Annotated in this window: 13 protein-coding genes and 1 pseudogene; 2 read left to right on the forward strand and 12 right to left on the reverse strand. The window is 60.0% G+C overall.

All coding sequences use genetic code 11. From position 1 onward, the window contains the following. From PMI36_RS17865 to PMI36_RS17830, 8 genes and pseudogenes are all read right to left on the reverse strand, one after another. Positions 1–246, reverse strand: a pseudogene (locus PMI36_RS17865) (glycosyl transferase); the annotation flags it as partial. Then, a complete protein-coding gene (locus PMI36_RS17860; protein WP_008071035.1) occupies positions 243–977 on the reverse strand; it encodes a glycosyltransferase family 2 protein in 735 nt (244 codons plus the stop codon). The pseudogene PMI36_RS17865 and the gene PMI36_RS17860, both read right to left, overlap by 4 nt. A gap of 155 nt (positions 978–1,132) precedes the next feature. Continuing rightward, positions 1,133–2,815, reverse strand: a complete 1,683-nt coding sequence (locus PMI36_RS17855) for an acyl-CoA synthetase family protein (RefSeq protein ID WP_008071037.1) — start codon at positions 2,813–2,815, stop codon at positions 1,133–1,135. Then, positions 2,812–3,357: a hypothetical protein gene (locus PMI36_RS17850; protein WP_008071039.1), complete on the reverse strand. Its 546-nt coding sequence runs from the start codon at positions 3,355–3,357 to the stop codon at positions 2,812–2,814. The genes PMI36_RS17855 and PMI36_RS17850 overlap by 4 nt, the downstream gene beginning before the upstream one ends. Further along, the gene (locus tag PMI36_RS17845) at positions 3,354–3,608 is read right to left on the reverse strand and encodes an acyl carrier protein (RefSeq protein WP_007903178.1); all 255 of its coding nucleotides are present in this window, start codon (positions 3,606–3,608) and stop codon (positions 3,354–3,356) included. The genes PMI36_RS17850 and PMI36_RS17845 overlap by 4 nt, the downstream gene beginning before the upstream one ends. Before the next feature lie 9 nt (positions 3,609–3,617). Continuing rightward, the gene (locus PMI36_RS17840) at positions 3,618–3,878 is read right to left on the reverse strand and encodes a phosphopantetheine-binding protein (RefSeq protein WP_008071040.1); all 261 of its coding nucleotides are present in this window, start codon (positions 3,876–3,878) and stop codon (positions 3,618–3,620) included. Next, positions 3,859–4,668: a lysophospholipid acyltransferase family protein gene (locus PMI36_RS17835; protein ID WP_008071041.1), complete on the reverse strand. Its 810-nt coding sequence runs from the start codon at positions 4,666–4,668 to the stop codon at positions 3,859–3,861. Before PMI36_RS17835 ends, PMI36_RS17840 begins: the two co-directional genes overlap by 20 nt. After that, the gene (locus PMI36_RS17830; RefSeq protein WP_008071042.1) at positions 4,644–5,369 is read right to left on the reverse strand and encodes a beta-ketoacyl synthase chain length factor; all 726 of its coding nucleotides are present in this window, start codon (positions 5,367–5,369) and stop codon (positions 4,644–4,646) included. The genes PMI36_RS17835 and PMI36_RS17830 overlap by 25 nt, the downstream gene beginning before the upstream one ends. A 357-nt stretch (positions 5,370–5,726) precedes the next feature. Here PMI36_RS17830 and PMI36_RS17825 point away from each other — a divergent pair, with 357 nt between their 5' ends. Next, positions 5,727–6,497, forward strand: a complete 771-nt coding sequence (locus tag PMI36_RS17825; RefSeq protein WP_008071043.1) for a ParA family protein — start codon at positions 5,727–5,729, stop codon at positions 6,495–6,497. A 120-nt stretch (positions 6,498–6,617) separates the two neighbouring features. On the opposite strand, the gene trxC is transcribed toward PMI36_RS17825, so the two are convergent. Then, positions 6,618–7,052, reverse strand: coding sequence for a thioredoxin TrxC (trxC, locus tag PMI36_RS17820; protein WP_008071044.1), 435 nt, complete (start codon positions 7,050–7,052; stop codon positions 6,618–6,620). Between the two features lie 217 nt (positions 7,053–7,269). Here trxC and PMI36_RS17815 point away from each other — a divergent pair, with 217 nt between their 5' ends. After that, positions 7,270–7,491, forward strand: coding sequence for a hypothetical protein (locus tag PMI36_RS17815; protein ID WP_008009123.1), 222 nt, complete (start codon positions 7,270–7,272; stop codon positions 7,489–7,491). Between the two features lie 20 nt (positions 7,492–7,511). Here the strand turns inward: PMI36_RS17815 and selO are convergent, their stop codons facing one another. The 3 genes from selO to PMI36_RS17800 are packed head-to-tail and all read right to left on the reverse strand — an operon-like array spanning position 7,512 to position 14,151. Beyond that, positions 7,512–8,975, reverse strand: a complete 1,464-nt coding sequence (gene selO, locus PMI36_RS17810) for a protein adenylyltransferase SelO (RefSeq protein ID WP_008071045.1) — start codon at positions 8,973–8,975, stop codon at positions 7,512–7,514. Between the two features lie 48 nt (positions 8,976–9,023). Next, positions 9,024–12,374, reverse strand: a complete 3,351-nt coding sequence (gene mscK, locus PMI36_RS17805; RefSeq protein WP_008071047.1) for a mechanosensitive channel MscK — start codon at positions 12,372–12,374, stop codon at positions 9,024–9,026. A 34-nt stretch (positions 12,375–12,408) separates the two neighbouring features. After that, positions 12,409–14,151: a potassium/proton antiporter gene (locus PMI36_RS17800; protein ID WP_008071049.1), complete on the reverse strand. Its 1,743-nt coding sequence runs from the start codon at positions 14,149–14,151 to the stop codon at positions 12,409–12,411. Positions 14,152–14,310 lie beyond the last annotated feature (159 nt).

Below are 14,310 nucleotides of genomic sequence, written 5' to 3' on the forward strand. Positions count from 1 at the left end.
CCCCCGCCAATGGCTCGGACGCAACTCGCTGCGACCGCTCCAGTCGGCAAGCCGCTGCTGGTATTGCCAGGCGCTTTGGCGGGCGCTGCGTCCGAACAGGAAAAAGTACAGCACGATGCCGTACAGCAGTGGGCTCAGCAGTCGGCGACCCAAGACTTTTGCGCAAAGCGCAGTGAACTTCATCAACCAGAAGCTGCCGCGCTCCTGGCGGTCGGCCCAGTGCTGTTTGTCTGCGTTGTCGCTCATGCTCGCCACCGTCGCCAGAGGATTACCGGTGCGCGCAGCAACATGCCGAAGAACAGCCGGGTGTGCATGCTCGAAATCAGTACATTGTCGTGGAACAGACGGAAATGCGAGACGCCATCCAGAGGGTAATGAACCCTGGTTTTCAGCCACTGCATCGGCTGATTGCGCCAGGCCAGGCGCACCAGGATGTCGGAGTCGAAGTCCATACGCTTGCCGATCCTGGCCGAGTCGATCAGTGCCAGGGTCGGTGGCAATGGGTAGACACGGAAGCCGCACATGGAGTCGCGAATCTGCAACGACAGGGTGTTGATCCAGACCATCACATGGGTCAGGTAGCGGGCGTATAAACGGCCTTTCGGCACGCTGGCGTCGTATTGCGGATAACCGCAAATCACCGCGTCGGGATAGGCGCGTGAATGTTCGATGAAGACTTTGACGTCTTGCAGGTCGTGCTGGCCGTCGGCGTCCACCTGCAAGGCGTGGCTGAAGCCCAGGCGCGACGCTTCGCGCAAGCCGGTCATCACCGCGCCGCCCTTGCCCTGGTTGACGGTGAGCCTGATCAGGTAAACCCGGTCTCGCCGGGCCAGTTGGTCAAGCACCTTGGCGCAGGCAGGACTGCTGGCATCGTCCACCAGAATGCAGGGCAGGCCGCTGGCAAGCAGCGCATCGACCACGGCGGTGATTGCGGTTTCGTGGTTGTAGACCGGGATGATTGCGCAGGGGTTATGCATGATCAGAAACCTCCACAGAACCCTTGTTTTGAAGGCGCTTGCTGTGGCGAGGGAGCTTGCTCCCGTTCGAGTGCGAAGCGCTCGCAATGAAGTCTGCGTTGGTTGATTTGGGGGCCGCTTCGCAGCCCAGCGGGAGCAAGCTCCCTCGCCACAGGTTATGCATCGCTTGACGCCTCCAGCAAAATCCGCCCACTGGAGCAGGTAGCGGTTTCATTGCGATAGGCGAAATACAATTTACTGCGCGCCGAGTCGAAGCGCAGGTGCAGCTGGATTTCATCACCGGGGCGTACCAGTTGCTGGAATTTCAGTACTTCCATACCGGAAAATTTTGCCGGCAGATTCATCAATTGCTGGCCCAGGCTCAATGCCCAATCCACCTGCACCACACCGGGCAATACCGGCGCTCGGGGAAAGTGGCCGCTGAAATACGCCAGGTCTGGCGGGACCGCCAGTTGCAGGCTCCACTCGCCATCGACTTCGAGCTGCTCCAGCACTTGCGGCGCTTTTGGACGGGGTGCCAGCAGCAAGGCTTCCACCTCGGCCTGGGGCAGTTTGCCTTGCGCGTTCAGCGGTAGCTGCCGCAACAAGCGCCAGCGGCGTGGCAGGGCCAGCGTTTCACAATGTTGACTCAGATGCTGACGCAAGGCTTGAGTAAGGCTGCGTCGACCCTGATTGCGCAAGGCACGCAGGCCTCGCTCGCTGAGTACCAGCAGCGCCCCTAATGAAGCGCGGTTTTCCTGAACCACACCGAGGCGCGCTTCGGCGACCCAGTCGTGAGCCGTCAGCGCTTGTTCGAGCATCGGTAGCGAGATACGTTTTTCTTCCAGTTTGACGATTCGGTCCAGCCGTCCCAACAGCTCGAAACGGCCGTCGGCGGCGATGCGCGCGGCATCGGCGGTGTGTTCAATATGGCCGGCCGGCAAGTACGGTGAGGCGATAAGCAGGGCGCCATCGCTGTCCTGGCTCAGCGCAACATCGGCGAAGGGCTGCCAGAGATGCTGGCCCTGACGCCAGGCGATGCCGCCGGTTTCCGAACTGCCGAAGATTTCTGTCGGCCATTGTTGCAGGCGCTCATGCAGGCTTTGCGCCGCTTCGGCGGGCAGCGCGCCACCGGAGGAAAACACTCGGCGCACCGCGCCCAGCGCTGGCCAGTCGAGGTTGTCGCCCATGCGCTTGAGCAGCGCCGGGCTGGCGACCCAGGCGAAGGCCGGGTGTTCGCGGCTGGCGCGCTGCAAGTCTTCAGGGAAGGCCAATTGCTTGCGGACGAACGAGCGCCCGGCGCACAACGGCCACAGCACCCGAAACAGCAACCCGTAGATGTGCTGCGTGGCAACGCTGCCGATGATGCAGGCCTCGCCCAGATCTGCGCCCCACAGGTGCTCCAGCGCTTGGACTTCATTGGCCAGTTGGCGCAGGGTTTTGTCGATGCGCTTGGGGGCACCACTGGAACCGGAGGTGCACAGGCTCAGTTGACAGCGATCCAGATCCAGCGGGCTGGCCGGCAGCGGTGGATGACGATAATCGCTCAGGTGCGCGTCGGTAGCCTGATCGGTCAGCCACAGATCGACCTCGGTCGACCAGCGCTGGCGAGTCTGCGCTTGCAGGTCGGCGGGCAACAGTACGCTGACCCCTGCACGCCAGGCGCCGAGCAGGGCAATGGCCAGGTCGGCAGCGTCCTCAAGGTGCACGGCGATGCGCTGTACCCCCTGAGCTTGCAGGCCGGCAGCCAGGCTCAGGGCCTGTTCGCACAATTGCGCATGATTCAACGCCGGTTCGACCGTCACGGCACGGTCCGGCTGAGCCTTGAGCAACAGTTGCTCAAGTGTTATCCAATTCATGGGCGGCCTCTTACCCGTTGTCGTATCAGCCATTCAATGGCAAACATCAGGCCGATCAATCCATAGGAGATCAGGCCGGTGTACAACATCCACCAACTCAGTGGCGCCCAAAGGGTCAGGGCAGTGGCGCACAAGCCGTTGCAGAGAAAAAACAAGCACCAGGCAATCGTCACCTGACGGGTGTAGCGAATGGCCCTGGCCGGCAACTCCGGCTCTCGCAGACGGGCCAGGCGTTCAATCATCGGCGGGCCATATTTCAGGCTCAGGCCGAACAGTACCAACATGAACGCGCTGATCAGCACCGGGTACCAGCGCAGCAGCACCGGGCTGTCGAACAGCGCCAGCAGCAGGCAGAACGCGATGGCGACCACGGCCATCCACAGGCTGCCAGGCCGCCGCTCGCCAGTCAGCGCCCGCGCCAGCCACAGGCTGCCCAGCAGCAGAGCGAACTGCCACGGGGCAAAATGCTCCATGCCGAAATACACCGCAAAGGGGTACAACAGGCCTGCCAGCAGCAGGACCAGGCCGATCAATCGGCTCATGCGGCCGGTTGAACCAGACGGTAGACCGCCTCGACCACGTCGCTGACGGTACGCACCGATTTGAATTCTTCGGCGGCGATTTTCTTGCCGGTCTGGCGTTTGATGTGATCGATCAGGTCGACCGCATCGATGCTGTCGATTTCCAGATCCTGATACAGGTTGGACCCCAGACTGATGCGCTCGGGCTCCAGCTCGAAGAGTTCGACCAGAGCATCGCGCAGGGTATTGAAAATATCGTCACGAGTTTGCATGGTCCGGTCTCAAGCTGCCTGTTTTGCAGTGACGAACGCCGCAAGGCTCGCCACGTTGGTGAAGTGATTACGGGTGTCCTTGGCGTCGGCATCGATTTTGATGCCGTACTTTTTCTGGATGGCCAAGCCGAGTTCCAGGGCGTCTACCGAGTCCAGGCCCAAACCTTCGCCGAACAGCGTTTGTTCATCGCCGATATCATCGACGCTGATGTCTTCGAGGCCCAGGGCTTCGATGATCAGTTCTTTTATCTCACGGTGTAGATCGCTCATCTTCGGCGAGCTCCTTAATAAAGTAATGGTGCAAATAATCATTGAGCTTGCGCGAGGCCTGAGGCGCAGGCCCTTGCGTAGCGAAGGCCTGTGGGTCTATATCGGCCCCGACGCGAAAACTGAAGTGCACGCGGCGTTTGGGAATCCGATACCAGGGTTCGGCCTTGGTCAATGTGGTCGGGCTGACCTTGATGATCACCGGGGTGAGGATTCTCGCACCGCGCAGGGCGATTGCCGCGCCCCCCCGATGAAAGGCCGGCGGTTTGCCGGGTTGGGTGCGGGTGCCCTCGGGAAAGATGATCAGGGTCTGACCGCTTTTCAACGCGTCGGCAGCGGCGTCGAGCATATCCATGCTGCCATCGTTGCTGATGTAATCGGTGCGGCGTAGCGGGGCGCGGGTGAACGGGTTTTCCCAGAGGCTTTTCTTGACCACACAGTTGGAGTGGCCCACCAGGCCGATCAAAAACACCACATCGATCAACGAGGGGTGATTGGCAACGATCATTTGCCCTGGCCGTCCGAGTTTTTCCGCGCCCTGGATGTCATAAGTCAGCACGCCAGTGCGAGCCATGAACCGAATGAAAAACCAGAAACAGCGGCTCACTGTCTGTCGGGCACGCTGACGATGGGCCTGAGCGTCTCCCGGCAGGCAACTCAGCAGCGGGAATACCACCAATCGCAGGCATAGCCCGCCCAACCCGAACAGGGTGAAGCTTGCGGCAGTGGCCAGCAGGCGCCAGTAATAGGCGTCGCGGTTTTTATCGGTCACAGGTTGCGTTGCCAGGTCCATACACGATTTTTCCAGGCATGTTGGCAGGTCGTTTGCTGGCCGAGCAGGGTACGCAACAGATTCAGGGCATGGGGCCAGTGGGTTTTGGACAACGCTTGCGTGGTGCTGTTCAGCGACAGCTGCCACTGATTGCCAGGCGTAATCAACAGGCCCACCGCGTAGGGGAATGGCACATCGTCGATCCAGGCCGAGTAGGCTTCGGGCGGTTGCTCTTCTGTCACTACCAGCAGTACCGCGGGCGCGCCTTCCTCAAGCAGCGCCGCCGCTTCTAGCATGCCGTGTTCAAGGCCATCGCCAGCCGCGGCGAGGGCGGTCATTTCGCTGGTTTCGCCACGCATGATCGACCACAGGCCGATCACCGCGTTGTGCACCGACAAGCTGAACTGAGTGGGCGACAACGGTTGATCAGTCGCCAGATCGCTGAGAATGTCGAAGGTGCGCGGGGTTTCGCCATGGCGGGAAATAAAGACCAACGGTAGGTCCTGGCGACCATCGGCCAAAGGCCAGCCGACGCTGAACGCCATCCGCGCCAGACGGCTGAGTCGCCGACGCTGCATGGCCGGCAGAAACGACACATCGGGGGCGGCATCGCTGCGCTCGAGCACGATCGGTTGCCGGCTCCAGGCCTGCCAGTCATCCACGCTTTCAAGCCCGGGGGCCCACGCGCGCCATTGGGCGATGTTGAAGTTGATCACAGACATTCATCCCGCCCCTGCGGGCTTCCTTTTGACGCGGTGAGCCGCAAAAATCGCGGCAGACCTTACGTGGCGCTTAACGCCGAGTGGCGCGCATTATCCCGGTGCGGCGGGCGTGTAGCAAATGCTGGTTACATTTTGTGCAACGAAATGTACCGTCTGGTTCGCAAAAAAGCTGTCGTTTGGCCATTATCCACGTTGCGTCGGACATGTCTGTCGGCTCTATCGGCTGTCGTTGGGCGAGTTGGCGGTTTTTTTCGACGGAAATTACCAATGACTGTGTAGTCCCGATGCCAGCAAGGTAGCTAAGCAGCGCCGTGGACTACTACACTCGGTCATTCTTTGATACACGGAGGTTTTGACATGCGGCGCGTGGTGTTCAATCAGAAAGGTGGCGTGGGCAAGTCGAGTATTGCCTGCAATCTGGCGGCGGTCAGTGCCAGCGAAGGCTATCGCACGCTGTTGGTGGATCTCGATGCCCAGGCCAACTCCACTCAATACCTGACGGGACTCACCGGTGACGATATTCCGATGGGGATCGCTGACTTCTTCAAGCAGACTCTGTCCTCCGGGCCGTTCTCGAAGAAAAACCAGGTCGATATCTACGAAACTCCATTCGATAACCTTCACGTCGTTACCGCGACCGCCGAGCTGGCTGACTTGCAGCCCAAGCTTGAGGCCAAGCACAAGATCAACAAGCTGCGAAAATTGCTCGAGGAACTGGACGGCGATTACGACCGAATCTACCTCGATACGCCGCCAGCACTGAATTTTTATGCCGTCTCGGCCTTGATCGCCGCTGATCGTGTGCTGATTCCCTTCGATTGCGACAGTTTTTCGCGTCAGGCGCTGTATGGCTTGCTGGCGGAAATCGAAGAATTGAAGGAAGACCACAACGAAGGGCTGGAGGTTGAAGGCATTGTCGTCAACCAGTTCCAGGCCCGCGCCAGTTTGCCTCAACAGATCCTCGACGAACTGATCGCCGAAGGGCTACCGGTGTTGCCTGTGTACCTGGCCAGTTCAGTGCGGATGCGCGAATCCCATCAGGCCAACACGCCGCTGATCCATCTCGATCCACGACACAAACTGACGCTGCAGTTCGTCGACCTGCACAACCTGCTGGAAAACACCTGATTAGCCCATCATGTAGGAGCGAGGCTTGCCCGCGAAGGGGTCATAACAGTCAACATTATCTTTGATTGTCAGACCGCTTTCGCGAGCAAGCCCGCTCCCACATTTGGCCTCGTGCAGTTTTCAAATCCCCTGACTGCGCAACCAGCTCATCAACTGCGGCAACGGGAAGGCCCCGCTCTGGCGAGCCACTTCCCGGCCGTTCTTGAACAGAATCAGGCTCGGGATCGAGCGAATCCCCAACTGCGCCGACAGTTGCTGATTTGCCTCGCTGTCCAGCTTGGCCAGCCGACACTTGCCCGCCAATTGCCCCGCCGCCTGCTCGAACACCGGTGCAAACGACTTGCACGGCCCGCACCAGTCCGCCCACACATCCACCAGCAACGGCAGGTCGCCCTTGATCTGACTGGCGTAATCGCCTTGCTTCAATTCGAATGGTTTGTTGAGCAGGACTTCGGCTTTGCAGCGACCGCATTTTGGATGATCGTTGAGGCGCTCGGCGGGGATGCGGTTCAGGCCGTTGCAGTGGGGGCAGGGGATGAGGAGTGGGTCAGGCATGATTGGGTTCCGGATGAGTAGGCAATCTATGGCACTGATCTGGAGTCGGAAATGATGTTTATCAAGGCAGAAATTTGTAGGCAATAACCTTCCTTGGTTTGAGATACACCCTACGAGTGCTGGTGTCCCTGACTGATTGGCTGAGAGCTGTTCAACTCTTAGTCTTGAGCCCTATTTTCACGCAGCAAGACCGAAGCATCACTAATAGGGAGCAATAATGAGCGATATCGTTAAGCGAGCCGTCGAACACTGGCCATTTGTAGCCTGGCTATTAAAACGACCTGAATCGGAAGCTGAATACAACCTGCTGGCTGAGTCGCGGTATGAATTGCTAGCAATGATGGGCGGAGAAGAATTACATCCGTTGGAAAACCTGGTGGAGATCATAGGCGACCATATCGAAGCCTATGACCATGAGCGCCGGCCAGTACCAGTCTGAATACTCAGTGTTGTTAAGTCTCACGACGAACAACTGATCTCCAGATGCTTGCCCCACTCCGGCGGCCGTTCGGCGTAGCGCTCCATTCCAGGCTGCTCCTCGAACGGATTGCTCAATACCGCGTGCAAACGACGAACTTCTGCATAGTCGCCACTTTCCGCCGCATCGATGGCTTTTTGCGCCAGATAATTACGCAGGATGTACAGCGGATTGACCGCATGCATGCGCGTGCGGCGCTGTTCCTGGTCAACCACGCCTTCACGGGCAACCCGGGCGATGTAAAGCTCGCCCCATGCATCAAAGCCCTTGAGGTCGACGAAGTCATCGCGTAAACGGGCGAGGGTCTGCTCCGGTGATTCGTCGCCGAGGCGGCGGAAGAACAGGCTGTAATCGACGCCGCTGTTCTGCATCAGTTGCAGCAGATGCTCCAGCAATTTCTGGTCGTCGTCTTCGGCAGTGGTGAGACCGAGGCGGCGGCGCATCAGGTCCAGGTAGTGGGCCTGGAACAGTGGCAGGTACAGGCCGAGGGTTTCGCGCAGAGCTTCGACGCTGATGAACGGCGTCAAGGCCTGGGCGAGGGCGCTGAGGTTCCACTGGCCGATCGGCACTTGGTTGCTGAAGGAGTAGCGGCCTTGGTCATCGGAGTGGTTGCAGATGAAGTGGGCGTCGAAGTCGTCGAGGAAGGCGAACGGGCCGAAGTCGAAGGTGATGCCCAGGATCGACATGTTGTCGGTGTTCATCACGCCGTGGCAGAACCCATAGGCCTGCCATTTGGCAATCAGCTCGGCATTGCGTTCGACGATTTCGCGGAACATCGCCAGGTACGGTTCCGGCTGTTCCAGGCAATGCGGGAAATGCATGGCCAGCACGTGCTCGCCGAGTTCTTTCTGTTGCTCGGGGCGCTTGGTGTAGTAGAAGAATTCGAAATGCCCGAAGCGCACATGGCTGGGGGCCAAACGCAGGACCATGGCCGCGCGCTCCTGTTTCTCACGCCAGACCGGCGTGTCGGAGCCGATCACGCACAGCGCGCGAGTGGTGGGAATGTTCAGCGCATGCAGGGCTTCGGAGGCGAGAAACTCGCGGATCGATGAGCGCAGCACCGCCCGGCCATCGCCCATGCGCGAGTAAGGCGTCTGACCGGCGCCCTTGAGGTGCAGGTCCCAATGCTCGCCGGCGTTGTTATAGACCTCGCCCAGTAACAGGCCACGACCGTCGCCCAACTGTGGGTTGTAAGAGCCGAACTGATGCCCGGAATAGACCATCGCTCGCGGCTCGGCCTCGGCCCAGAGCTTGTGGCCGCCGAACAGTTCGGCGAATACCGGCGTCTCGGCCTCGGCCGGGTCCAGGTCCAGCAACGCCATGGCGGCGGGGCTGGCGACCACCAGTCGCGGAGCGGCGATGGGCTCGGGCAGCACATGGGTTGAGAACGCATCGCCCAGGCGGGCGAAGCGATTGTCGAAGGTCAGTTCGTCGAGGGCTTTCAACGGCCATCTCCAGCAGAATGTCCGAGCATTCTGCTAGGGATAGCACGGTTAGTCGAGTTCGACAGGTGGCGGTTCGCGCCGCGGTTTGCTGTCGACCACCGGCACGATGGTTTTGGCTTCCGGCTCGATCGGCACCATCTTGTATTCCTGGCCGTGAAGGTTCTTGAGGTAGACCTCCATCTGCCGGAACGAGATGTTGATGTGCTGCTTCTTGAACTCGCGATTGATAAAGCGGTTGACCTCATCGAGCACCGGGTTGCGGTCGCCGAGGTCGCGCACATGCATACGCAACTCGTGATCGAGGGTGCTTTCGCCGAAGTTCAGGAAGTACACGTGGGGTTCCGGATCCTTCAGCACGCGCGGGTTATCCCGGGCAGCCTTGAGCAGCAGCTCTTTCACCAGGTCCAGGTCCGAGCCGTAGTCGACGCCGAGCTTGAGGGTCACTCGAGTGATGGTGTCGGTCAGGGACCAGTTGATCAGTTGCCCGGTGATGAACGTCTTGTTCGGGACGATGATGTCCTTGCGGTCGAAGTCGGTGATGGTCGTGGCGCGGATGCGGATCTTGCTCACTGTGCCCGACAGGTTGCCGATGGTGATGGTGTCACCGATCCGCACCGGGCGTTCGAACAGGATCATGATGCCGGAGATGAAGTTGGCGAAGATCTCCTGCATCCCGAAACCGAGGCCGACCGACAGCGCGGCCACCAGCCATTGCAGCTTGTCCCAACTCACGCCGAGCGTGGACAGGGTCGTGACGAAACCGACACCGGCAATCACATAGGACAGCAGCGTGGTCGTGGCGTAGGAACTGCCTTGGGCCAGGTTCAGCTTCGACAGCACAAACACTTCCAGCAAGCCCGGCAGGTTGCGCGCCAGCGCAAAGGTGATGCCGATGATGATCAGCGCGCCGAGCATGTCGCCGATGCTGATCGGCACCATGCTCATGTTGGCACCGGTGCCGCTGGTGTATTCGTAAAGGGTGATGTTATCCAGGTACGAGAACACCGAGATCAGGTCCGACCAGACCCAATACAGCGCCGCGATGAAACCGCCGAGCAGGGCCAGGCGAATCAGTCGCAGGGACTGCTCGTTGACCTTCTCGATGTCCAGAGTCGGCTCTTCGATCACCGCTTCGCCATCGCCAGCCTCTTTTGCAGCCTGACGTTTGGCCAGGGCGCGTTGATAGGCCAGGCGCCGTGCCGCAACGCTGAGGCCACGGACGAAGGTCGCTTCGATCACCAGCCAGAACATCAGCAAGTACAGCGTGTTGATCAACCGGTCGCTGAGTTTCAGCGCGGTGTAGTAGTAGCCAAAGCACACGGCGACGAACAACGCGATTGGCAGGGCTGTGAACAGAACACCCACGGCCTTGCGGAACAGTGAAGCGTTCTGGTGAGTCGGGCTGCTGACCAGCAGGCGGCTGAGTAGCCAGGCCATCAAGGCGTAGCAAGTCAGCACCACCGGCATGCCGAGCACGTCATCGGCCAGTATCGCTGGTTGCAACTCGGCGACCGCCACCACCGCCACCAGGGCCATCACTACCAGGCCGAGTCGGCGAATCCAGCCTTGAAGGAATTCGACCTGAGGTTTTTCCCAGCGGAAATGCAGTTCGGCCACGCCGCCCGGCGCGAGGATGCGGTAGGCGGTGTAGAACACCAGCCAGGCCTGGGCCATTTGCAGCAGCGCCGCGCCCATATTGGCGTTCTGCCCGCGGGCGTCGATCTGCAGCGCCAGGCCGCACAAGGCTAGTGCCAGGGAAACGGGCATCGCCAGCAGGATGTTGATCAGAATCGCTTGCGGTGTGTGCCACTGGCTGTCGCGCTTGAAATGGCCGATGTCCAGGTGAACCTTGTTCAGGCGCGCATACAGATTTTTTCGGCGCCACAACAGCGCCCCGATCAGAAAGGCCAGCGGCAGGAACAGCAGCGGCCGCTGGGTCAGGCCATCGGTCAGCTCACTCACGCTCGAGGCCCACGGCAGGGTAGTGACCTGACGTTCCAGGCGTTCCGGCACGGCGTATATCCACTCAAGATCCAGCGGCTTGTTGCTGGGAATCCAGAACATTTGTTCATCCAGCGTCGCCCTTAGGCTTTGCGCGGTGCTGAGCAGTTGTTTCTGATTGAGTTGCAACGTGATGGATTCGTTGAGTACCGCGCTCAGTTCGCGATTCAAGCGCTCCAACAGGTCTGCGCGGGTGGTGGCCAGTTCCAGCAGGCTCTTGCGCAGTTGCGGGGTGATTTGCTCGGGCTGTTGTGTCGCCAGCAGGTTGTCGACATAGGTTGTCGGGTTGCTGAGCAGTTCCCGTTGCTGGCTGACTTCGAACTGATACAGGCGAATGTCGGCAATCTGGTCCGCCAGATCGCGGTCGAGCTTGAGACGCGGCAGTGCCTGTTTCTGTTTGTACAGAATCTTGGAGAGCAGCAGGCTGCCCTTGAGCACGTTGATCTGTTCCTCCAGCGCCGAGTCGCTCTGGGTCACGCTGTCCAGTTGCTGCTTGGTCTGCAGGTTCTGTTGGGTGACTTCATTGAGGCGGTCGGTGCTTTTGAGCAGGTAGTCGGAGAGCTTCAGGTTGGCCGCGCTTTCGGTGGCCAGCAGGCTGCTGCCGCCGGCCTTCTGCGCTTCGATGGACTGCTGAGTGACGGTCTCTTGAGACTGGGCCAGGCGCTTCTGGTTGATCAGGGTTTGCAGCTCCTGGATCTCTTGATCCAGGCGATTGGATTTTTCCGTGAGCAGGTCATGCTGGCTGTTGCCCAAATCCTGCAACAGGCTGTTGCCGGCCAGTTCCTGGCGACGCAACGGGATCAGTGCATTCAGCGCCGCGAGCTCGGCGTTGAGCTGGTCGCGCTGCTCGGCGGTCAAGGTCTTGCCGCTGTCCTTGCCGAGCTTGAGGATGTTGTTGATCTGCTGGATGCGTGTCTGGCTGGCAGATATTTCGGCCTGGGCGCGCTCGGGGCGAGTCTGGGCGGTGATGATCAGGCTGTTCGCTTCGGCCAGGGCTTTCTGCAGATCGCTTTGCTGGGTGGAGCGCTCGGTCAGCAATTGCTCAAGCTGCTGAATGGTCTCTTTGGTATAGCGTTGCGCCACCGGCACCACTTTGGTGGCCTTGAGGCGGGTCAGTTCGCGCTGGTTCTCGATGTTCTGCTTTGGCGCATTGGTCAGCTGCTGCTTGAGATCAATCAGCTTCTGATCGTAATTGCGCTGGTTGTTGAGTTGGGTGAGCGTGCCCTGCAAGACCGCTTGCAGGGCCTTTTGATCGGCTTCCGGCAGTTTGCGGTCGGCGATCTTGTTCAGGCTCGCTTGCACGGCTTCGCTGGACGGCGGTTCGGCGGCTTGCAGCGTGCTGATGGAAAGACTCAAGCCCAGCAGGGCCATGATGAAAAAGGTGCGCAGAGTTGACATAAAGACCGATCGAAAACGAGACGAAGTGTGGAGTTTAGAGGAACAGGCCGGGGCCGGGGCGACTTCCTTCGGGGAATCTGACGCCTACCTTACCAATCTTGTTCCCTTCCATGACAGCGACGGTCCAGAGGGTGTTGTTCCATTCCACCTGGTCGCCCACTACGGGGGCACCGCCCACTTTCTGGGCAATGAAGTGGCCCAGGGACATGTTTGGATCGATGCCTTCGACTTTCAACCCGTACAGGGCAGCAACCGCGGCCAGCTGGGCGTCTCCTTCGAGTACGAAGTCGCCGAAGAAGCGCAAATCCAGCCCCCGTTGCGGGGCCTGACTGAAGAGTTTTCCGAGGGCCGGAAGGTTGTGTTCATGGCCGATTACGCAGAGCAAATCATCGACTTCGAGCACCGTGCTACCCGACGGATGGAGCAGTTGTTGGCCACGAAAGAGGGCCGCGATACGGGTACCTTCGGGCATTTTCAGCTCGCGAAGAGGGGATCCAATGCACCATTTCTCGGCACCAAGGCGATACACGAACAGCTCCCACTCGCTGGTGACATGCACTTCCAGCGCCGATCGGGAAATCGGCAAGGGCTCCGGCGGGACGGTCACTTTCAAAAGTTTGGCAACCCAGGGCAGGCTCGTGCCTTGCACCAGCAGCGATACCAGGACGATAAAGAACGCCAGATTGAAGTAGAGCTGAGCATTGGGTAGCCCCGCCATCAGCGGGAACACCGCCAGAATGATCGGTACGGCACCGCGCAGGCCAACCCAGGAAATGAATGCCTTTTCGCGGCCATGGAATGCCTTGAAGGGCAACAGGCCGACCAGCACTGACAGCGGGCGGGCAAACAGAATCATCCACAGCGCCAGGCCCAGTGCAGGCAAGGCAATCGGCAGCAGGTCATGGGGCGTAACCAACAGCCCCAGCACCAGGAACATGCCGATCTGCGCCAGCCAGGCCATGCCGTCGAGCATATGCAAAATGCCGTGCCGACTGCGGACCGGGCGGTTGCCGATCACCAGGCCACACAGGTACACCGCCAAAAAGCCGCTGCCGTGCAGGGCGTTGGTCAGGGCAAACACGACCAATCCGCCAGCAATCACCAGAATCGGATAAAGGCCGGTCGCCAGGTTGATACGGTTGACCAGTTGTAGCATCAGCCAGCCACCACCGAGGCCAATCACACCGCCGATGCCGAACTCACGCACCAAATGCCCCAGCAGATCCCAGTGCAGGCCCGTCTCGCCGCTGGCAAGCATATCGATCAAGGTCACGGTGAGAAACACCGCCATCGGATCGTTGCTGCCGGATTCGATTTCCAGGCTCGCGCTCACCCGTTCGTTCAGGCCCTTGCCGCCCAGCAGCGAGAATACGGCCGCGGCGTCGGTGGAACCGACGATGGCGCCGATCAGCAGGCCCTGAATCATATTGAGGTCGAACAACCACGCCGCCGCCATTCCGGTCAGTCCGGTGGTGATCAACACTCCGACCGTGGCCAGCGACAGCGCCGGCCATAACGCCACGCGAAAACTCGCCACCCGGGTGCGCAAGCCGCCGTCGAGCAGGATCACTGCCAGGGCGAGGTTGCCGACCAGATAAGCCGTTGGATAGTTATCGAAAATAATGCCGGCACCGTCGACACCGGCCGACATGCCCACCGCGAGGATGATCACCAGAATCGGGATACCGAGGCGCGATGAAAGTGAGCTCACCAGAATGCTCGCACCTACCAGCAACGCGCCGATCAAGAACAGGCTGTTGATGGTCGTCGCATTCAAAGGCAGTACTCCAGAAAGCTAAAGGCGGGCACAAACTGACCATGCAGTCTGCGTGCCAGCGATTCTAACCTGTTGAAATGTGATGCTGTCAAAAAGCTTTTGCAGATCAAAAGATCGCGCCTCGTTTCACTCGACAGCTCCTACAAAGGATCTGCGTAA

The organism is Pseudomonas sp. GM79, from assembly GCF_000282495.1.
Lineage (GTDB): Bacteria > Pseudomonadota > Gammaproteobacteria > Pseudomonadales > Pseudomonadaceae > Aquipseudomonas.